Source organism: Arthrobacter sp. Y3221157 (assembly GCF_059089865.1).
In genome coordinates, this window is record NZ_JBNHFD010000039.1 from 14,175 (window position 1) to 31,577 (window position 17,403).

At 66.4% G+C, this 17,403-nt stretch carries 21 protein-coding genes; 8 read left to right on the forward strand and 13 right to left on the reverse strand.

Going from position 1 to position 17,403, the window contains the following annotated elements; all coding sequences use genetic code 11:
- Nucleotides 1-294: 294 nt before the first annotated feature.
- Together AC5RTT_RS11625 and AC5RTT_RS11630 are read left to right on the forward strand one after the other, a co-directional pair.
- Nucleotides 295-1,044 carry a TetR/AcrR family transcriptional regulator C-terminal domain-containing protein gene (locus tag AC5RTT_RS11625; protein WP_494145315.1) on the forward strand — a complete coding sequence of 250 codons (750 nt, stop codon included), beginning with the start codon at nucleotides 295-297 and terminating at the stop codon, nucleotides 1,042-1,044.
- Between the two features lie 80 nt (nucleotides 1,045-1,124).
- Nucleotides 1,125-1,469 (forward strand): hypothetical protein, encoded by a 345-nt coding sequence (locus tag AC5RTT_RS11630; RefSeq protein WP_494145316.1) that lies wholly within the window; start codon nucleotides 1,125-1,127, stop codon nucleotides 1,467-1,469.
- Between the two features lie 68 nt (nucleotides 1,470-1,537).
- Here AC5RTT_RS11630 and AC5RTT_RS11635 read toward each other — a convergent pair whose 3' ends face one another.
- The 3 genes from AC5RTT_RS11635 to AC5RTT_RS11645 all read right to left on the reverse strand — a co-directional run bounded on the left by AC5RTT_RS11635 (nucleotide 1,538) and on the right by AC5RTT_RS11645 (nucleotide 4,255).
- Nucleotides 1,538-2,359 (reverse strand): sulfite exporter TauE/SafE family protein, encoded by an 822-nt coding sequence (locus tag AC5RTT_RS11635; RefSeq protein WP_494145317.1) that lies wholly within the window; start codon nucleotides 2,357-2,359, stop codon nucleotides 1,538-1,540.
- 146 nt (nucleotides 2,360-2,505) lie between these two features.
- Entirely contained in the window at nucleotides 2,506-3,087 is a 582-nt protein-coding gene (locus AC5RTT_RS11640; protein WP_494145318.1) for a hypothetical protein, read from the reverse strand.
- A gap of 19 nt (nucleotides 3,088-3,106) precedes the next feature.
- On the reverse strand, nucleotides 3,107-4,255 hold the full coding sequence (locus AC5RTT_RS11645) for a zinc-dependent alcohol dehydrogenase (protein ID WP_494145319.1): 1,149 nt from the start codon (nucleotides 4,253-4,255) through the stop codon (nucleotides 3,107-3,109).
- A gap of 220 nt (nucleotides 4,256-4,475) precedes the next feature.
- Between AC5RTT_RS11645 and AC5RTT_RS11650 the strand changes: the two genes are divergently transcribed.
- Entirely contained in the window at nucleotides 4,476-4,970 is a 495-nt protein-coding gene (locus tag AC5RTT_RS11650) for a DUF2243 domain-containing protein (RefSeq protein ID WP_494145320.1), read from the forward strand.
- A gap of 295 nt (nucleotides 4,971-5,265) precedes the next feature.
- Nucleotides 5,266-6,000 carry a GAF and ANTAR domain-containing protein gene (locus AC5RTT_RS11655; RefSeq protein WP_494145321.1) on the forward strand — a complete coding sequence of 245 codons (735 nt, stop codon included), beginning with the start codon at nucleotides 5,266-5,268 and terminating at the stop codon, nucleotides 5,998-6,000.
- Nucleotides 6,001-6,036: 36 nt separating this feature from the next.
- Here AC5RTT_RS11655 and AC5RTT_RS11660 read toward each other — a convergent pair whose 3' ends face one another.
- The 4 genes from AC5RTT_RS11660 to AC5RTT_RS11675 form a co-directional block, all read right to left on the reverse strand.
- Nucleotides 6,037-6,345 carry a hypothetical protein gene (locus AC5RTT_RS11660; RefSeq protein WP_494145322.1) on the reverse strand — a complete coding sequence of 103 codons (309 nt, stop codon included), beginning with the start codon at nucleotides 6,343-6,345 and terminating at the stop codon, nucleotides 6,037-6,039.
- Between the two features lie 53 nt (nucleotides 6,346-6,398).
- Nucleotides 6,399-6,836, reverse strand: coding sequence for a hypothetical protein (locus AC5RTT_RS11665; RefSeq protein WP_494145323.1), 438 nt, complete (start codon nucleotides 6,834-6,836; stop codon nucleotides 6,399-6,401).
- Nucleotides 6,836-7,117 carry a hypothetical protein gene (locus AC5RTT_RS11670; protein WP_494145324.1) on the reverse strand — a complete coding sequence of 94 codons (282 nt, stop codon included), beginning with the start codon at nucleotides 7,115-7,117 and terminating at the stop codon, nucleotides 6,836-6,838. The genes AC5RTT_RS11665 and AC5RTT_RS11670 overlap by 1 nt, the downstream gene beginning before the upstream one ends.
- 240 nt (nucleotides 7,118-7,357) lie before the next feature.
- A complete protein-coding gene (locus tag AC5RTT_RS11675) occupies nucleotides 7,358-7,642 on the reverse strand; it encodes a DUF1540 domain-containing protein (RefSeq protein ID WP_494010083.1) in 285 nt (94 codons plus the stop codon).
- Between the two features lie 304 nt (nucleotides 7,643-7,946).
- On the opposite strand from AC5RTT_RS11675, the gene AC5RTT_RS11680 reads away from it, so the two are divergent.
- From AC5RTT_RS11680 to AC5RTT_RS11695, 4 genes are all read left to right on the forward strand, one after another.
- Nucleotides 7,947-8,318: a DUF8129 domain-containing protein gene (locus AC5RTT_RS11680; protein WP_494145325.1), complete on the forward strand. Its 372-nt coding sequence runs from the start codon at nucleotides 7,947-7,949 to the stop codon at nucleotides 8,316-8,318.
- 14 nt (nucleotides 8,319-8,332) lie between these two features.
- Nucleotides 8,333-9,319 carry a M20/M25/M40 family metallo-hydrolase gene (locus tag AC5RTT_RS11685; protein ID WP_494145326.1) on the forward strand — a complete coding sequence of 329 codons (987 nt, stop codon included), beginning with the start codon at nucleotides 8,333-8,335 and terminating at the stop codon, nucleotides 9,317-9,319.
- The gene (locus AC5RTT_RS11690) at nucleotides 9,300-10,469 is read left to right on the forward strand and encodes a carboxylate-amine ligase (protein WP_494145327.1); all 1,170 of its coding nucleotides are present in this window, start codon (nucleotides 9,300-9,302) and stop codon (nucleotides 10,467-10,469) included. Before AC5RTT_RS11685 ends, AC5RTT_RS11690 begins: the two co-directional genes overlap by 20 nt.
- 156 nt (nucleotides 10,470-10,625) lie before the next feature.
- The gene (locus AC5RTT_RS11695; RefSeq protein WP_494145328.1) at nucleotides 10,626-12,014 is read left to right on the forward strand and encodes a phosphoribosyltransferase family protein; all 1,389 of its coding nucleotides are present in this window, start codon (nucleotides 10,626-10,628) and stop codon (nucleotides 12,012-12,014) included.
- 62 nt (nucleotides 12,015-12,076) lie between these two features.
- On the opposite strand, the gene AC5RTT_RS11700 is transcribed toward AC5RTT_RS11695, so the two are convergent.
- From AC5RTT_RS11700 to AC5RTT_RS11725, 6 genes are all read right to left on the reverse strand, one after another.
- Nucleotides 12,077-13,267, reverse strand: coding sequence for an FAD-dependent oxidoreductase (locus AC5RTT_RS11700; RefSeq protein WP_494145329.1), 1,191 nt, complete (start codon nucleotides 13,265-13,267; stop codon nucleotides 12,077-12,079).
- Between the two features lie 41 nt (nucleotides 13,268-13,308).
- Nucleotides 13,309-14,055, reverse strand: a complete 747-nt coding sequence (locus AC5RTT_RS11705; protein ID WP_494145330.1) for an ABC transporter permease — start codon at nucleotides 14,053-14,055, stop codon at nucleotides 13,309-13,311.
- A 69-nt stretch (nucleotides 14,056-14,124) separates the two neighbouring features.
- Nucleotides 14,125-14,325, reverse strand: a complete 201-nt coding sequence (locus tag AC5RTT_RS11710) for a DUF2795 domain-containing protein (protein WP_494010097.1) — start codon at nucleotides 14,323-14,325, stop codon at nucleotides 14,125-14,127.
- Between the two features lie 116 nt (nucleotides 14,326-14,441).
- A complete protein-coding gene (locus AC5RTT_RS11715) occupies nucleotides 14,442-15,122 on the reverse strand; it encodes a potassium channel family protein (protein WP_494010098.1) in 681 nt (226 codons plus the stop codon).
- A 4-nt stretch (nucleotides 15,123-15,126) separates the two neighbouring features.
- Nucleotides 15,127-16,593, reverse strand: coding sequence for a TrkH family potassium uptake protein (locus AC5RTT_RS11720; RefSeq protein WP_494145331.1), 1,467 nt, complete (start codon nucleotides 16,591-16,593; stop codon nucleotides 15,127-15,129).
- 60 nt (nucleotides 16,594-16,653) lie between these two features.
- A complete protein-coding gene (locus tag AC5RTT_RS11725; RefSeq protein WP_494145332.1) occupies nucleotides 16,654-17,151 on the reverse strand; it encodes an FIMAH domain-containing protein in 498 nt (165 codons plus the stop codon).
- Between the last annotated feature and the right edge of the window lie 252 nt (nucleotides 17,152-17,403).

Consider the following 17,403-nt stretch of genomic DNA (forward strand, 5'->3'; position numbering starts at 1 on the left):
GGCAGGGTGAAACAAAAGGAAGGAGTCTTTGTCGTGGTGCAGCGACCGTTTGCATCGGTGCCGCTTCGAGGTCCGGGCGCGGACGCCGGAAAGATGCTGTCAGGTCTGGATGTTCGCGTTCATAGGTCTCCCGATGTGGAGAGAGCGGCCAAGTGGCCTTGCAAACCCAGATCCATCGGTACCATGTCAACAACTTCTCTACACTGTAGACTGTAGGCGTAGAAGAGCTCATGAGCAAGCTTACGTTTCCCGCCTAGGGCGCGGGCCTGACGCAACCAGCAGGACGGATCCTTCATGCCTTCCCCGAAGAACCCCGCCACAAGGTCAGCGCCGCGGAAGGCGCGGCTGAGCAGGGAAATCGTGCTCACAACAGCCCTAGAACTGGTGGACTCCGAAGGCCTGGACGCCTTGAGCATGCGGCGGCTGGGCCAGGAACTCGGGTGCGACCCGATGAGTCTTTACCGGCACGCAGCCAACCGGGCAGCCCTGCTGGATGGAGTCACCGAAATCGTGTTGGACGAACTGGCGGTCTTTCCCGACGACCCGGACTGGCAGAAACAGTTGCGCCGGATCGCCCACGACCTGAGGCTCTTGGCCCTGCGACATCCTAACGTCGTGCCCCTGTTGGTTACCCGTCCACTCTCCACTCCTTTAGGCTTGCGCCCCTTCGGGACAATCCGCCCGCTCGAACAAATCCTGGGGTTGCTCATAAGGGCGGGCTTCGCCCCCGCAGATGCCCTTCACGTCTACCGTGCCTACTACGGCTTCCTCTACGGCCACATCCTCAACGAACTCCAGGAATTCGTGGTTGACCCGGAAGAAAACGAAGCGCTCCTGCGCTTGGGTCTGCATCGCCTGCCGCCAAAACAGTTCCCACATCTCCGGGCGCTGGGCCCGGTCCTGGCTGACTACGACGGCGACGCCGAACTGGACCAAGGCCTCAACATCCTGCTTAACGGACTCGCCTCGCAACTTACCGCGCATCAACCCCCCGGTTCCGACAGGGTGTCAGAAGGCGGACCCCGGGGCACTCCGGGCCGGTAGGACCCATAGACGCCGACCTGCCCGTCTCCAGCGCCGCGTTCCAGCAGTAAAGCGTCATTCAAGCAGAAGGGAATATCGAAGTGGTCGCTTCAGATATCGCTAGATTCCAAGGTAGCTTCAATGTCATCAACGGGCTGTGGCCGCTGGTGCACATGCGCAGCTTTGAGGCGGTTAGCGGACCCAAAACCGATAAGTGGCTGGTTCGAACGGTTTCAGGCCTGCTCATCACCGTTGGCCTGGAACAAATCCGTGCAGGCTCCCATGCAAAAGGGGTGAGCACAGCCAAGCGCCTTGGCGTTGGGACAGCTGCCACACTGGCAACCATTGACTTGATCTACGTGGCCAAAGGTCGGATCAGCAAGATATACCTGCTGGACGCCGCCGTCGAACTACTCATCATCCGGCGCTGGCTGATAAATACCTAGGCCGGGTCCGCCCCACAGCGGTTGTGCCATGTCTTGCCCGGCCAGCTGGTTTTGCCTTACGCGGTGGCTTAGTCGTGGTTCCAGACTTTGATCGACGAGAGCAGTAGAAGCAAAACGAGCAGGGGGATGAGGACCAGGTTCGGTACGACTCCCAGGAGCAGGCCGCCGGCAATGGTTCCGGTGATGGAGCCCAGGGTCATCGTGATGAGGAACCGTTTGCTTTGTGCCAGGACCGTGAAGCTCTTGTCTTTGCTGAAGCGGGCGAAGGCCACGAGCAGGGTGGGCAGCGACACCGCCAGGGAGAGGCTGCCGGCGATTTTGATGTCGGTGCCGTAGAGCAGCACGATCGTAGGGATCAGGAGTTCGCCGCCGGCTACTCCCATCAGGGCCGCGACGACGCCTATGAGGATGCCGGCGACGATGCCGAACACAGTCCGCGGGGCTGCGGGAATGCTGAGAGGGTCCACCGGAAAGAAATGAGTGATGAACAGCAGCGCCGCGATCAGGACGAGCAGGACGGCGATGACCCGGAACAACGTTTTCGACTTGAGCCTGGTAGCCCAATGCGCACCGATCCACGCGCCCAGGAGGCTTCCGGCCAGCAGGTTCAGCACGACGTACAAGTGCGGCGATAGCTCAGCGAACGGGACAGCAAATAGTCGGGCTGGCAGGGCCGTGATCACGACGATCAAGCTCATGGCCTTGTTCATGATGATGGCCTGCAGTGCCGCGAAGCCGAACACCCCGATGAGCAGGGGAAGCCTGAACTCAGCACCGCCCAGGCCGATCATGCCTCCCAGGACACCGATGATCGCGCCGGCAAGGAAGACCACCGGGAGGGACTGCTGTCGTGCCTGTCCGGGCGTCGACAGCGTGGCGGTATTGTTCATACCCCGAAAATTACCAGCCCGCCTGCCGGATCCGGCTGTCTACGGTCAGCAGGTCGCTCGAACGGGCCATGACGCTACCCAAAACAACTTGGTCCGCGCCCGCACCCGTTTCCAGCCGCTTGCCAGACGTAGAAGCGTCGGCGAGGTTAGCGGCGGCGGGTCAGCGCGCGCACGGCAGCCGCGGCACCCAGCCCGGCCAGCACCCAGGGCCCGCCTACCAATAGCGGATCGATCCACTGGTGGTTCACGTCCGCCCGCTTCTTCCCCAACCGGGAGCCCAGGCCGTCCCGGGAGAACTCGCTGAGAACCCCCGTTTCCGTCACGGGGTTGTCCGGCCGGACGGAAGCCAGGGACTTCAGGTGGTGCTCCCAGGCGTCCACCCGGTCCGCGGCGATCAGCAGCAGCCAGTGCGCGGCCCGGCCCTCGCTGTACTTCCGGTAGGCAAACTTCCGGATGGCACCCGAGACGCCCTTGGGAGGAGTGGAAGTCCCGAACACGGGCGGCAGCATGGCATGCTCAATGGACCGCTCCCGGGGCCAGGACTCCGGCTGGCGTTCGGGAAAGTCCCAGTGCGCCCCGGTCTGGATGCCGGGCTGTTCGCGGGGGTAGGACGGCCGGTCCGCCGGGTTCAGGTCCGCTCCCCAGCCCGGGATGCGTGCCCGCAAAGCGTCCGCTGTTTCCCTGGCGCCGGAGTTCCCGGAAACATACGGTGTTGCTGTCTCAGACATGGACTCTTCCCTTCACGGTTTAGGACGCCTCGGCGACGATGAGGGGCTTGATGCAGTCATCGAGCTTGGCGGAGAACATGTGGTACCCCTCGGCGATGTGTTCCAGCGGGATCCGGTGGGTGACGATGTCGCTGGGCTTCAGGTACCCGTTCCGGATGTGCTCGAACAAACGCGGCCACTGCCGTTTCACCGGGCACTGGTTCATCCGCAGGGTCAGCCCCTTGTTCACGGCGTCACCGAATTTCACGGCACTGAAAATCGGCCCGTACGCGCCCACCACGGACACGGTGCCGCCCTTGCGGACGGAATCGATGGCCCAGTTGAGCGCAATGGGGGATCCGCCCTGCAGCTTCAGCTTGGTGCCGGTCACGTGCTGGAGGGAATTGCCGTCCGCCTCGGCCCCCACCGCATCAATCACGACGTCGGCGCCCAGGTAGTCGGTGGCCTTCTTCAGGTGCACCACAATGTCGTCGTACTCCACGAAGTTGTACGTCTCGGCGTGCGCGAAGGTCCGGGCCTTCTCCAGCCGGTATTCCAGGTGGTCGATGACGATCACCCGGCCGGCGCCCATCAGCCAGGCGCTCTTGGCGGCGAACAGGCCCACGGGCCCGGCGCCGAACACCACCACCGTGTCGCCCTCGACGATGTCGCCCAGTTGGGCACCGAAGTAACCGGTGGGCAGGGCGTCGGTGAGCAGGACCGCGTCCTCTTCGTCCATCCACTCAGGAATCTTCGACGGTCCCACGTCCGCAAAGGGGACCCGCACGAACTCGGCCTGGCCGCCGTCGTAACCGCCGCAGGTGTGGGAGTAGCCGTAGATGCCACCCACCGCCGTCGCGTTCGGGTTCACGTTATGGCAGTTTGAATACAGTCCGCGGGAGCAGAAGTAGCAGGACCCGCAGTACACGTTGAACGGGACCATCACGCGATCGCCCACCGTCAGGTTCTGGACCGAGGAACCCACTTCGTGCACCACGCCCACGAACTCATGCCCGAACGTCATGCCCACCCGCGTGTCCGGCATCATGCCGTGATAGAGGTGCAGGTCGGAGCCACAGATCGCCCCGGTGCTGACCCGCACGATCGCATCGTTGGGGTGCTCAACTTTGGGGATGTCTTTTTCCTCGACCCGGATTTTGTACGGGCCGCGGTAAACCATTGCTCGCAAGGGTGCCGCCTCAATGTTGGCTGGCAGTGGGAAGGTTCCGTCATGCAGGAGCCGCCCCTTGGCTCGAGGTCCCACCGCAGTGCTTCACAGGCTTCCATCTCCGGTGCAGGTGGTCAAGGTCCTTTCAGCGGTGGACATTGGGAGGTCCGGGCCGGTTAGCGAGTACGACGGCGGGTAGGGACTAGGTGGACAGGGCACCTTACCGAGGGGGAATAGGGATATGTCAAAGGGAACCTCCATCCGGCGCACTGCAGCGCCGGCAGCAGCTCCGGCATTCGTGTTCGGGATGGGCGTGGGCGGCTTCGTGGACGGAATCGTGCTGCACCAGCTGCTGCAGTGGCACCACATGCTCAGCCACACCGAGCCCGGCAACACCAAAACCGTGCCAGGGCTGGAGCTGAACACCCTGGCGGACGGGTTCTTCCACAGCGCCATGTGGGTGCTGGTGGTGGCCGCCGCCGTGTTGGCCATCCGGGCCCGGCGGCAGGGGCGCCTGTCCCCGAGCTGGAGGTTCCACGCCGGGCTGGCCCTCGCCGGCTGGGGCGCCTTCAACGTGGTGGAGGGCCTGGTCAACCACCAGCTGCTCGGCATCCACCATGTCCGCGACGATCTGGGCGGGCCCCTTGCGTGGGACCTGGGGTTCCTGGGCCTGAGCGTGGTGCTGGCCGCCGTCGGCTGGTTTTTGTACCGGAACGGCAGGCAGCGCGAAGACTAGCTGGCGACCCGCATCTTAATCCGTGGGACGGGAATTACGACGGCGGCGGGCCAGCTTGGGTGCCGCCCCGGGAGGCGGGCGTGAACCGGAGCGAGAAGAGTTTTTGTCCAGATATGGCGACTTCACAGGTCCGGATGTCGCGCCATATCAGGACAAAAACTCGGGGGGTGAGGGGGTGGATTCGGGCGTAGTCTTGGTGGAAAGGCTCTCTCTTTCCCTCTCTTGGGCAGCATGGTTCGCGCCTTGTGCCAGGCCAGGGTACGAGTGCAAGGAACTACCAGGAATGGGATCCGCCGTGGCTGAAGAACTGATGTGGGATGCGGGACACGGCCGCCTGGGCGAGTTTGTGCTTGCCAGTTCCCAGGTGGAGGACTTCCTGCACGATCTTGCCATCTTCGCGGCCAACGACCTGTCAGTCCCGGACTCCGTTGTCAGCTGCGGAATTACCCTCGTGCGCCACAAGAAGCCCACCACCGTCGCCAGCAGCGACGACCGGGCAAGGGCAATGGACGAGGTGCAGTACCAATCCAAGGACGGACCCTGCTTGACGTCCATCCGGGAGGGCGTCACCGTGCACGTCCCGGACCTTGCGAATGACGGGCGCTGGCCGGACTATGCCGCGGCGGTAGGCCACGGCATCATCAACTCCGTCCTCGCCGTACCTTTCCTCGCCGAGGGCGGGGCCAAGGCAGCGCTGAACCTCTATGCCGATGGAAGCCATGCGTTCTCCCAGGAGGCCATCCGTCGGGCCGAGGACTTCGCCCTGCATGCCAGCACGTCGCTGCGCCTGGCACTGCGGATCGCGCAGCTCACTGACGACAGCAACAACCTCACCGAGGCCATGAAGTCCCGGACCACCATCGATCTCGCCGCCGGCGTCATCATGGCCGAGAACAGGTGCAGCCAGGAGGTTGCAATGAACATCCTCAAGAAGGCGTCGAGCAGCCGCAACATCAAGCTGAGGGATGTGGCTGCGGCCGTACTTGCATCCATCAGCAATGAGACGGTCAACACTCACTTTGATGCCTGAGGGCACCGGTGGGCCCCGCTGTCAGCGGAGGGTAGCTTAATCAGCGCCCCCGATGGTCCTTTTCCGGGTTTCCCCTGAACTGGTATTGCGGTCCACCTCGTCCGCGTAGGGGGCGTGCAGTGACGGGGTCCCGCCCACCATCTCGTTTGCCGCCATCGCCAGCAGGTCGCGTTCGGTGGCGGGCAGGGACAGCATGCCTTCCACATAGGCCTGGACCTCGTACTCGCCGGCCGAACCGCTCATGCCAAAATACTGCAGCCACAGTTCACTGGGGGTGATGTCGGCTGCCTGCAGAACCTCCATGAGCCGGCTGCGCTGTTCCGGCTCATGCTCATCGAAACCCACAATTTCCCTCTCACTGTTCCGGCGTCGCCTTATGGATCAGCCTTTCGCTGGCTTCAAAGGCTCTGGTCCGGGATCTCCATCTGGAAACCGCACACGCAGCGCAGCACCCGGGTGGCCAGGTACACGCCCAGCGTTTCAGGCAGCCGCCGCTCGTTGTAGGTGCTGTGGATGCTGCGGACCTCCGCTCCGGCGGCCCGCATGGGCTGTCCGCAGTGGATGTAATGTCCCCCGAACGCCAGTACGTTGGGAGTGCTGCCGGCCCGGTTCAGGATCCGTGCCACCTCCGTGACGTCAGCCGCCTGGGTGAAAGGCATACCGCAGCCGGTGCACCGGAAGGACACCTCCACCGGGGCGGCACGGGATGCAGAATCCGCGGGAAGCGCATCAATCGAGGTGATCTCCAGGTGGTGGTCATGGCCGCACCGCCGGCATGCCAGCGGGCCGGGCCGGAACTGCGGTGCGTCCCGGTAGCCGTTAGCAGGGGTGGGCATCAAGCCACGGCCGGGTAGCTGTAAAGGATGTAGTCCGCCGCGGCGGGGCCGGTCATGTGCAGCCGGGAATCGTGGACGTCCACTCCGCACCGGTGCATCCCGGCCCGGAAGGCCTGATCCGATTTAGGAGTGAATCCGTGCAGGTTTGCCCAGCTGATGTACAGGCCGTACAGGCAGTCCGGGCCCAGCATCGTATCGCTGGAAGGATCAAAGATGGTTGCTTCTTCAAGGAACTGTTCGAAATGCGAGGCTGCCACGATGGGGCCCTTCCGCTCCTGCATCATACGCCGCCGTTGGACTGCAGCAGCTACTCCCGGGGCCTGTGCAGATGGGCCGGGGAGGGCGGGCCATGACGCCCGTCACAGTTCCGAATGTACCGGTGATCGGGAGGGAAGTACAGGGCTTGGCGTACGACGGCGGGACGGCAGGCTGCCCGCGCGAGGGAACGTCCCCGCCCGGACACGACGGAGCACCCGGGGGCGTTGCCGTCCCGGGTGCTCCGGATCCTTCAGGAGTGCTGGCTATGCGTGCGAGTACGTCAGGCAGTCGGCGTTGTCCCGGCCGGGGCCGACGTGCACCTCAGGCGCCTTGCACATGAGGTGGTCGTTGTGGACGCATTCACTGCGCTGGCAGGCTCCGACGTCGGCCAGGACCTTCGGCAGGCCACCATGGATTCCCGTTTCGATAAACGTGGCGCAGTGCGCGTGGTTTTCGGCGCCGCCCACGGTGATGGCGGCTGCGTTGCAGTTGGTGTGGTCGTTAAAGGAACAGTTCGTTACGCTGCAGTCCGCGACGTGCGTTGTCATTGGAAAGTCCTCCTTGGCCGGTCGCCCGGGATAGGCGGCCCTCGTGCGTCTACCGTAAGCCCGCCGGAACCAATCAAAAAGACCCAATAATGTTCGCTAATTTCCGGCCTTCTGGCCTGTCGCGGCCGCGCGGGGGCCTTCCGGTCCCGGAAAAACAGGAGCCGTTGGCCCTTTCCGCGGATTGATAAGGGTGCTTATTATGTTGTTCTCTTCGGCGGTAAGCAGAGTCCGTCATCACTTCCGTCCGCTGCAGCGGCGGACTGGCCAGCATACGGGTATCGAAGAGATTGGAAGAAAAGCCAAGATGAATGACATTCCTGAGCACAATGTCCCCGGGCAAAGCGTCCCTGAACACAAGGACCTGCCCCTGCCGGACTACGACCACCTGCCTTTGGGGACGCTTCCCACGCGCATCACGGGTTTGGCGGAAGCTGACGTGGCGCAGCTGATCGGCTACGAGAAGGAGCACGGGAACCGGCTGCCTGTCCTGCAAGTCCTGGAGAAGAGGCTGCAGGACCTGCAGGCAGGTGCGGAGCCGAGCGGCCCGCAGGCACCCAGTACCCCGGAAGTGGCACCAGGCGCCGTGCCCGCGCAGCAGCCCACATCGGTGCCCGGTCCGCCGGTCAACCCGCCGTCGCAGGGGGTGCCCACCAACCCGGCCCAGCCGCGCACATGACCTGAGGAGCGGGCATGGACCGGCAGGACAGCCCCGCCGCCGCTGCCTCAACGGACGACGGCGGCGCGGACCCGCACGCCTACGTCCGCTCCCGGCGGGCAGACCGGACGCGTCAGTTGGCCGAGTGGGTGCAAGTCCCGGGAATATTGGGGGAACCCGGGCACACCAAGGACCTGCTCCGCTCGGCCAACTGGCTGGCCGCCGCGTTCCGGGACATCGGCTTCCCTGTTGTCGAGGTGCAACCCACGGGGGAATCGCACGCGGTGTACGCGGAGTGGTGTGCGGCCCCCGGCGCGCCTACCGTCCTGGTCTACAGCCACCACGACGTCCGTGCCGTGAAGCCGGACAACTGGAACCAGACGGCACCGTTCCAGCCGGTGGTGCGCGGGGGCAGGCTGTACGGGCGGGGAAGCTCGGATGCCAAGGGCCAGGTCCTGGCCCACCTCGAGGGAGTCCGCGCCCACCTCCACCAACGCTCTCTCACTTCCGGCGCCCAAAACCCCAACGCCCGCTCACTTGTGGCGGCAAAAACCGAAACGCCCGCTCACCCCACCTCCCCCCAACAGGCAGGCCCCGCGCCCGCCGTCAACCTGAAATTCCTCGTCGAGGGCCTGCTGCGGCAATGGGTGGACGCCATCATCAGCGGCGCCTTCCACCACCGGCTGACCCCGGACATTGAAACGGCGCAGGAACCCTACCGGACCCCGGACCACCCCGCAGTTCATGCGCTGGAGCGGGCCATGGCGCGGGGCTTCAGGTCCGGCAGCGTAGGCCGGATGGGCAACGCGGGCGGAGGGCCAGCCGAGCTTCTGTCCCGCGTGCTCCATGCGCCCGTGCTGTTTTTCGGAACCGGGCTTGTGGAGGACCACTGGCATGACAGCGACGAGAGCGTCAGCCTGGACGTCCTGGAGAACGGCGCCGTGACGCTGGCCTGTTTCTGGGACGAACTTGCAAGGATGCAACGAGTAAAGGACGACGGCGATGGACACCTTTCCGAATAACGGCACCGGCGGTCCGGGCACGGGCAGCGGCGGGAACGTCAGGACCTTCGGTGTGGAGGAAGAACTGCTCCTGGTGGACCCGGGCAGCGGGGACGCCGTGCCGATGGCGGGGGCGCTCCTGGATCTGTATGTCCGGCCGCTTGAGTCCAGTGCCGGTCCCGTGCTGACAGCCGAATTCCAGCAGGAAATGATCGAGGTGGTCACCCCGCCGCATTCCACCATGGCTGCCCTGGAGGCGGACATCGTGGCCGGCCGGGCCATCGCGCACCAGGCGGGGGAGGACGTGGGGGTGCGGGTGGCCGCACTGGGCACCTCGCCGCTACCCTGCGACCCGCACCCGGTGAAGCTGCGGCGCTTCGCAGCGATGGCGGAGGAGTACGGGCTGACCGCACGGGAACAGCTCACCTGCGGCTGCCACATCCACGTCTCGATCGACTCGCCGGAGGAGGGCGTGGGGGTGCTGGACAGGATCCGGAACTGGCTGCCGGTGCTGACCGCGCTCAGTGCAAACTCGCCCTTCTGGCACGGGCAGGACACCGGCTACGCCAGCTACCGGTCGCAGGTGTGGAACCGTTGGCCGTCCGCCGGGCCGCTGGAAATCCTGCGGACACCGGACGCCTACTACCAGCTGGTGCATGACATGGTGGACACCGGCGTCGCGTTGGACGAGGGCATGATCTACTTCGACGCCCGGCTCTCCCGGCACTACCCCACGGTGGAGGTCCGGCTCGCCGATGTCTGCCTGCGGCCGGAGAACACGGTGCTGCTCGCCGGGATCGCCCGGGGACTGGTGGAAACGGCCGCGCGGGAGTGGCGGGCCGGCGTCGAACCGGTGGCCGTGCCTACGGCGCTGCTGCGGCTGGCCGAATGGAAGGCCAGCCGCTGGGGACTGCGCGGGCAACTCCTGGATCCGGTGACCAGCAGGCCCGCGCCGGCGCTCGCCGTCGTCAATTCCCTGCTGAACCATATCCGCCCTGCACTGGAGGACATCGGGGACCTGCAGCGCGTGGAGGAGCTGACGGACAACCTGCTGCATGTGGGCACCGGCGCCATCCGGCAACTCGAGGTGCTGCACCGCACCGGTGACCTCGAGGACGTGGTGGACGACGCCGCCAACTGCACGGTGGGGGTCGCAGCGGGCGGCGGCTAGGAAACCCTGAGTCACGGGCGGGTGCTGGCACCCCGCGCAGACTTTGGGTCTTTCTGCCCTTGAAGGCGGTGCTGCCCAGGAGTTGACTGGGATTGCGGGCCCACCGCCCGCGGGAGGTTAACTAGCAGGGAGGCCACTTCCTGGGAGGACGCGGCAATGGTCGAGTTCCTGGACAGGGCCGACGCCGGCCGGCGGCTTGGGCAGCGCCTGGCCGGACTGCGGGGCCGGGACGTGGTGGTGCTGGGATTGCCCCGCGGCGGAGTTCCGGTGGCGTTCGAGGTGGCAAAAGCCCTCGACGCGCCGCTGGACGTGATCATGGTCCGGAAACTGGGGGTTCCGTTCCAGCCCGAAGTGGCCATGGGCGCCATCGGGGAGGGCGGCGCGCGGGTCCTGGATGAGCGCGTCCTCTCTCTTGCCCGCGTCACGGACGAGGACCTGGCCGGCGTCGAAAGCAGCGAACGCGGACTGTTGGAGGACCGGACTGCGCGGTACCGGCAGGGCCGGCCGCGCACCGGCCTCCACGGTCGCACGGCCGTTGTGGTGGACGACGGGATCGCCACTGGATCTACGGCCAGGGTTGCGTGCCAGATTGCCCGGCAGCTTGGCGCGGCCCGGGTGGTCCTGGCCGTGCCGGTGGCACCGGCGCGTGCCATTCCCTCGCTGAGGGAGGCGGACGACGTCGTCTGCCTGGCTACGCCGCGGAACTTCCGGGCCGTGGGCCACTACTACTACGACTTCTCGGCCACCGGGGACGAAGAGGTGGTCCGGTTGCTGGACGAAGCCGAACGCCGGCTGCGCAGGGTCCGCGGAAGCATAATTCCGGAGGGCAGGGTGCAGGGTGAAACCGTGCAGGAGGGCATTGTGCAGGGTGAAGGGGTCGAGGAAGAAGTCGAGATCCCGGCCGGAGGAGTCCGGTTGAGCGCAAGCCTGTACCGGCCTTCCGGGTGTGAAGGCATGGTCATTTTCGCCCACGGCAGTGGAAGCAGCCGGCACAGTCCGCGCAACCGGTATGTGGCGTCAGTCCTCCATGATGCCGGACTGGGCACGCTGCTGCTTGACCTTCTCACGCCGGCGGAGGAAGTGGACCGGGCCAACTTGTTTGATATCGCCCTGCTGGCCCAGCGGCTCCGCTCTGCCACCCGGTGGGTGGAATCGCGGCAGGACGGCTGGCATGGCCGGATCGGCTACTTCGGGGCGAGCACGGGGGCCGGTGCCGCATTGTGGGCAGCCGCCGAACCGGATGCCGAAATAGCGGCCGTGGTGTCCAGGGGCGGCCGGCCGGATCTTGCCGGGACGCGGCTCGCCGCCGTGCGGGCCCCCACGCTGCTGATCGTTGGCGGCGCCGATACCCAGGTGCTTGCCCTCAACCGGGAGGCCCAGTCCCTCATGCACAGTGCCAACCGGCTGGAGATCGTGCCGGGAGCCACCCATCTTTTTGAGGAACCCGGAACCCTGGCCAGGGCTGCCGAACTGGCGGCAAGATGGTTCAGCCAGTACCTGCTCACTTCATCGGACGGAAGCTCCAGGCGGGAGGTCCAGCAATGACCGGGGGCACGGGGGACCAGGACGCCGGCTTCTAGCGGCTCCCTGTCCGGGCGGGACGGCAGCTACTTCGCGGTCCGGCCCAGGATCTGCCGGGCCACGAGCCGGTCGACGCCGGGCAGACGGGTTGCCCGGATGACCCACCGTCGCGCCAGGCGCTGGGTCCGGTTCGACGGAAGGAACGATCGTGCCGCCCGGCGTCCCGCTGCCTGGGCCACCTCCACCTGTGGCCGCCAGCGTTCATCGAACCGGCCGAGGGCTGTGCTGACCCCGTCTGGCGAGGTGAGGGGGCCGAGGATGTCCCCGAGCAGCGCGGCGCCGGCAATTGCGAGTGAACCGCCCTGGCCCGCGAGGAGCGAGACCGCCCCGGAGGCATCGCCGACCAGGACTGCGGCGCCCTTGTGCCAGGCCGGCAGGACGGTCTGTGCAACCACGTCGTCGTAGGGATGCACGGGGCAGAGTTCGAGGAGCCGGTCCACGGTTCTGCCAAGGCCGGCGAATTCCTTCCGTAACCGATCGCGCGCACCCGCGCCGTCCGGGCTGCTGCCCCCTTCACCTGCATCGCGGTAGACCAGGAAGGCAGCCACCTGGTCCGTCCGGAGGCTGTAGATCCCGGCCATCCGGCCGATGCTGTCCGTCAGGACGAACCGGTTCCGGATCCGGGTGTTCAGCTGATGGTCCTCGACTATGAACGCGGCCGCGCGCATGCCGAGGGGACGCAGGTAATCACCTTCGGGGCCAAAGATCCGGGCGCGGACTTCGGAATGTATGCCGTCCGCACCCACCAGCACGTCCGCAGTAAGCACCTCGCGGGGCGGGCCGGCGACGGCGGCACGGACGCCGCCGTCGCCGTCGTTCCACACCCTGGCCAGCCGCGCCCCGTAACGGATCCGTACCCTTCCGGCGGGAACATCCTCCAGCGCAGCCAGTGCTGCCCGCTCCATGTCGGGCCGCAGGAGGCTCAGGACCTTGCCGCCGGCCAGCCGGGAAAACTGCCCATAGTCAAGGCTGCAGGTGCGGCGTCCCCTGGTGTCCACATACTCGACTGCGTCAGGGCGGTAGGCCGCAGCCGCGAGCCGCGGGTAGAGGCCGATCCGCTCCGACGCCTCCACGCCCGGGCCGAAGAAGTCCATCATGTAGCCATCGGAACGCGGAGCATCCGATTTCTCCAGCAGCTCGACGTCCCAGCCGGCCAACCCAAGCTGCCGCGCTGTGACCAGGCCGGCTATGCCAGCCCCAATAACGATTGCCTTCATGCTGCTTCCTTTGCTGGCAGATGAATTTCTTCGGAGTTGGGCTACAGCGCTTCCGGGCGCACCTTCACCGCCCGGAGGGAACGCATCAGCGCGACGGCGGTCAGCGACCCGGCTGCCAGGATGGACGCCAGCACCACCACCTGGAAGCGGCCGGCCTCAAGGGGTGAGGCACCGCCGAAGATGGCGCCCACAAAGGCGCCGGGCAGGGTCACCAGGCCGGTGGTTTTAGTCTGGTCAGTCGACGGGATCAGCGCTGCGTGCACGGAGTCGCGGGCCTGCCTGAGCGTAGCCCGGCCGGGCGCTGCGCCGAGCGCCAGCCAGCCCTCCACCTCGTCCCACTGCTCCCGCACCGCCTCATAAAACCTGCGCCCGGCCAGGACGGCGATGGTCATGCAGTTGCCGATCACGATGCCCCCGACGGCCAGGACGTACCGCGGCGCGAATTCGATGGCACCGGTGCCGAACACCACGCCGAGGGTCACCAGGACACCGGCCGCCATGGTGGCAGACACCACCGCGAACCGGTGCCAGGACCACGCCAGCCGGCGGGTGGCTGTCACCGCGGCCACGGTGAACATGACCAGCAGCGCCGCCCCCACCCAGAAGGAGTCGGTGATGATGCCGCCGAGGACCAGGCTGATGAGCGCCAGTTGGGCCGCCCCGCGGAAGATGGCGGCGGCGGGAGCAGTGTACGACGGCGTCCGTGAGCCCCACAGGACGCCCACCGTGAGTGCCACCAGGATGGCGAGGGCCACCAGGGTGGGCACCAGGGCGGCAAGGTCAGGCATGCTGCCAGCTTAGGCGGACCGGCAGGGACAGGTGCTGTACGGCAGGCCCTGTCCCCGCCGGGTGAAGCCTTAGGAGTTGCTGTCGGAAATTGCGGAGCTGACGGCCGTGGGGCTGTCGTATTCCTTGTCCGGAATAGCTTCGAGTGCCTGGATCACGTTGCTGTCGGCGCCCGAGTCCTTCGCCCTGGACAGCAGGGCGTCACGCTTGGCGGGATAGTCCACGCCGCCGAGGAACTTTTGGATCTGGATCGGGTTTGGGGTGTCGGCCATCAGGTTTCCTTTCTCGTGCCGGCTCTGAATCCGCACACCGCCCCCGGCAGGAGGCGGGCGCGGACGGCTTCATCGTAGCCGCGACTGCTCCCGGTGGGAACGGGAGCGGGTGGATCCTAGGCCTGCTGGCTGAACCCCTCCGCCAGGTTTTTCGGACCCTGCACAATGATCTGGTCGTCGTCGTACAGGACGGTCTGGGCCGTGGTGTGGGTCCAGGTCCCGCCGGGCCGCTTCACTGCCACGATGGTGATCCCGTATTGGTCGCGGAGGCCGAGGACGCCGAGCGGCCGGTCCCGGGCAACCAGAGGCGGCTGGGTGCGGATCATCACGAAGTCGTCCTCGAATTCCACGTAGTCCAGGATGGAGCCGCGGACCAGGTGCGCCACCCGCTTCCCCATGTCGTGCTCGGGCCGGATCACGTTCTCGACGCCGAGCTGGGCCAGGATTTCGGCATGCGGTTCACTGATGGCCTTGGCCCAGATCTGCGGATGCTTGAAGGTGAGCAGCCGGGAGGTGGTCAGGATGCTGGCCTCAAGGTCCGTGCCGATGCCCACTACCACCCTGTCGAACTCGTGGACTGACAGCTGCCGCAGCACAGCCTCCTTGGTGGAGTCTGCGCGGACCACGTGCGTGAGGACGCCGTTGTAGGACTGCACGATCTCCTCGTTGCTGTCGATGCCCAGCACCTCCGTGCCCTGCGCTTCCAGCTCCAGCGCCAGTGACCCGCCGAACCGGCCCAGCCCGATCACTGCCACGGAGTCAGCCTGGGCGGCGCGTCCTGCTCGCCGGGAAAACATGTCCTTAGCCAATGAGGGGCCTTTCCTTCGGGTATTCGTACATGATGGGGCGGCTGCGGAGAGCCAGGGCGGTGCCGAGCGTGACGGGGCCCAGGCGGCCGATGAACATGAGCAAGATCAGCACCACCTGGCCTGCCGGGGGCATTCCCGCCGTGATGCCGGTGGAAAGCCCAACCGTGGAGAAGGCGGAGACCACCTCGAAGAGGATCCGTTCCTGGCCGAAGTCGGTGATGAGCATCAGGAACATGGTGGACGCCGTGATGAGGGCGATGGCCAGCAGGACCACGGTGATGGCCTGGCGGTGGACGGCCCGGGAAAGGCGTTTGCCAAAGATGTTCACCGCCGTGCCGCCGCGCAGTTCGGTGGCCATGATGAAGAACAGGACGGCGAACGTGGTGATCTTGAGGCCGCCCGCCGTCCCGGCCGGGCCGCCGCCAATGAACATCAGGATGTCCATGCCCAGCCAGGACACCGGGTGCATCTGGCTGACGTCAATGCTGTTGAATCCCGCGGTGCGGGTGATTGTGGACTGGAAGAACCCGCCCAGGACCCGCTCACCGGGAGGCAGCGCACCCAGCGTGGCGGAGTTTGTCCACTCCGCGGCCGTCAGGAACACTGTGCCGCCAACCAGGAGGACAGCGCTGCCCAGCAACACCAGCTTGGTGTGCATGCTCCAGAAGACGGGCTGGCGGAACTGGCGGCGCAGTTCGAACAGGACGGGGAACCCGAGGCCGCCGATGATCACGGCCGCGGCAATGGGCAGGCATACCCAGGGATCGCTGACGAACCCCATGAGACTGTCCGAGTACAGCGCGAACCCGGCATTGTTGAAGGCGGAGATCGAGTGGAACACCCCGTGCCACAGCGCCACGCCGGGGGAGTAGCCGTAGCTGAGCAGGAACCGCAGCGTCAGCACCAGGGCCAGCGTGACCTCAACGAGCAGGGTGATGATGAAGACACCCAGCAGGACCCGGCGGACGTCGCCGAAGCCTGCGCTCTTGGTTTCCGCGGCGGCCAGCATTTTGGAGCGCAGGCCCAGCCGCCGGGCGGTCAGGACGCCCAGCAGGGTGCCGAAGGACATCACGCCGAAACCACCCACCTGGATCAGGGCCAGGATCACCACTTGCCCGAACCCGCTCCAGAACACCGGGGTGTCCACGGTCACCAGTCCCGTCACGCAGACGGCCGACGTCGCGGTGAACAGGGCCTCCAGGAAGGAGGCGCCACCGCCGCCGTTCCTTGCGATCGGCAGCATCAATAGCCCGGTTCCAACGGCGATAACTAGCGCAAACCCGAGGACGATGAGCTGGGCAGGGTGCCGCGGCAGCAGGCGCCGGCCGAGTTTTTGCAGGGTGGAGAGCTGCTGGTTCTGGAAGGCTGCGACGGAGCGGCTGTAGCCGGCAAGGACGAGGCTCGGTTTTCTCCTCCGGCGCGGTGGCGTGGGGCCGCGCTGGTAGGCCTTCAAATGCATAGGCGTCACCGTACCACCTGGGCAGTACGTTACTGGAAAGGGCAGGGGCCAACGCAGGGATCAGCCGTTGCCGCGTTTTTTCTCGGCTTCCTTCTGCGCCTCTTCCAGCTTCTTTTCCGCTTCCTTGCGCAGTTCCTCGGCTTCCTCCTGGGCCTTCTCCCGCTGCTCCTCGGCTTCCTTCCTGGCCTCCTCCGCCTGTTCCAGCTGCTCCTCGGTCAGGGTCGCCGGCGCGGAAGGCTGCGGGGCAGGAGAGGCGGCTGCCGCCAAATCATTGCGGATGCTACTGATCGCGGCCTCGATCCGGCTCCTCCGCTGCTCGGACATCCGGCCCTGTCCGGCCGCCGTCGCCACGTGCTGGCTCAGCTGCTGAAGCTCGGCTTGGGCGGCGGGAAAGTCCTGCTGGGCCGCGTGCTGCTTGGCCACCGCCACCCGCTGCTGCAGCTGTTCGGCCACCCCGCGGTCCAGGTCGGGTTCGGCGGAACATCCGGCCAGGAGCCAAAGGCCAAGGCAGGCGGCCAGGATCAGGGCCGTGAATCTTCGGACCGGGGTGTGCCTCATGGCGTGACGCTCTCTTCCAGTTCCTTGAAGTGTTCGCCCAGCTGCCCCGGAATCGTGGGGCCCGGGGTTTCGGCCGGGCCTGGCGCCGGCTGCCGGATCGACGTCAGCAACACCACGGCGAGGACCACGACGACGGCGGCCGCCCCAGCCAGGAACCACAGCCGGCGGCCGCGCAGGGCCGCACGCTTCCGCCACAGACGCCGCCGGCGCGCGGCCAGGCCGGCCGGTTATTCCCAGGCGGAAGCCGGCGAG

What these genes read in the sequence shown, in the direction of transcription:
- AC5RTT_RS11625 (WP_494145315.1), top strand. Translation starts at nt 295, where the DNA reads ATGCCTTCCCCGAAGAACCCCGCCACAAGGTCAGCGCCGCGGAAGGCG.
- AC5RTT_RS11635 (WP_494145317.1), bottom strand. Translation starts at nt 2,359, where the DNA reads ATGAACAATACCGCCACGCTGTCGACGCCCGGACAGGCACGACAGCAG.
- AC5RTT_RS11640 (WP_494145318.1), bottom strand. Translation starts at nt 3,087, where the DNA reads ATGTCTGAGACAGCAACACCGTATGTTTCCGGGAACTCCGGCGCCAGG.
- AC5RTT_RS11650 (WP_494145320.1), top strand. Translation starts at nt 4,476, where the DNA reads ATGTCAAAGGGAACCTCCATCCGGCGCACTGCAGCGCCGGCAGCAGCT.
- AC5RTT_RS11665 (WP_494145323.1), bottom strand. Translation starts at nt 6,836, where the DNA reads ATGCCCACCCCTGCTAACGGCTACCGGGACGCACCGCAGTTCCGGCCC.
- AC5RTT_RS11670 (WP_494145324.1), bottom strand. Translation starts at nt 7,117, where the DNA reads ATGCAGGAGCGGAAGGGCCCCATCGTGGCAGCCTCGCATTTCGAACAG.
- AC5RTT_RS11675 (WP_494010083.1), bottom strand. Translation starts at nt 7,642, where the DNA reads ATGACAACGCACGTCGCGGACTGCAGCGTAACGAACTGTTCCTTTAAC.
- AC5RTT_RS11680 (WP_494145325.1), top strand. Translation starts at nt 7,947, where the DNA reads ATGAATGACATTCCTGAGCACAATGTCCCCGGGCAAAGCGTCCCTGAA.
- AC5RTT_RS11685 (WP_494145326.1), top strand. Translation starts at nt 8,333, where the DNA reads ATGGACCGGCAGGACAGCCCCGCCGCCGCTGCCTCAACGGACGACGGC.
- AC5RTT_RS11690 (WP_494145327.1), top strand. Translation starts at nt 9,300, where the DNA reads ATGGACACCTTTCCGAATAACGGCACCGGCGGTCCGGGCACGGGCAGC.
- AC5RTT_RS11695 (WP_494145328.1), top strand. Translation starts at nt 10,626, where the DNA reads ATGGTCGAGTTCCTGGACAGGGCCGACGCCGGCCGGCGGCTTGGGCAG.
- AC5RTT_RS11700 (WP_494145329.1), bottom strand. Translation starts at nt 13,267, where the DNA reads ATGAAGGCAATCGTTATTGGGGCTGGCATAGCCGGCCTGGTCACAGCG.
- AC5RTT_RS11705 (WP_494145330.1), bottom strand. Translation starts at nt 14,055, where the DNA reads ATGCCTGACCTTGCCGCCCTGGTGCCCACCCTGGTGGCCCTCGCCATC.
- AC5RTT_RS11710 (WP_494010097.1), bottom strand. Translation starts at nt 14,325, where the DNA reads ATGGCCGACACCCCAAACCCGATCCAGATCCAAAAGTTCCTCGGCGGC.
- AC5RTT_RS11715 (WP_494010098.1), bottom strand. Translation starts at nt 15,122, where the DNA reads ATGTTTTCCCGGCGAGCAGGACGCGCCGCCCAGGCTGACTCCGTGGCA.
- AC5RTT_RS11720 (WP_494145331.1), bottom strand. Translation starts at nt 16,593, where the DNA reads ATGCATTTGAAGGCCTACCAGCGCGGCCCCACGCCACCGCGCCGGAGG.
- AC5RTT_RS11725 (WP_494145332.1), bottom strand. Translation starts at nt 17,151, where the DNA reads ATGAGGCACACCCCGGTCCGAAGATTCACGGCCCTGATCCTGGCCGCC.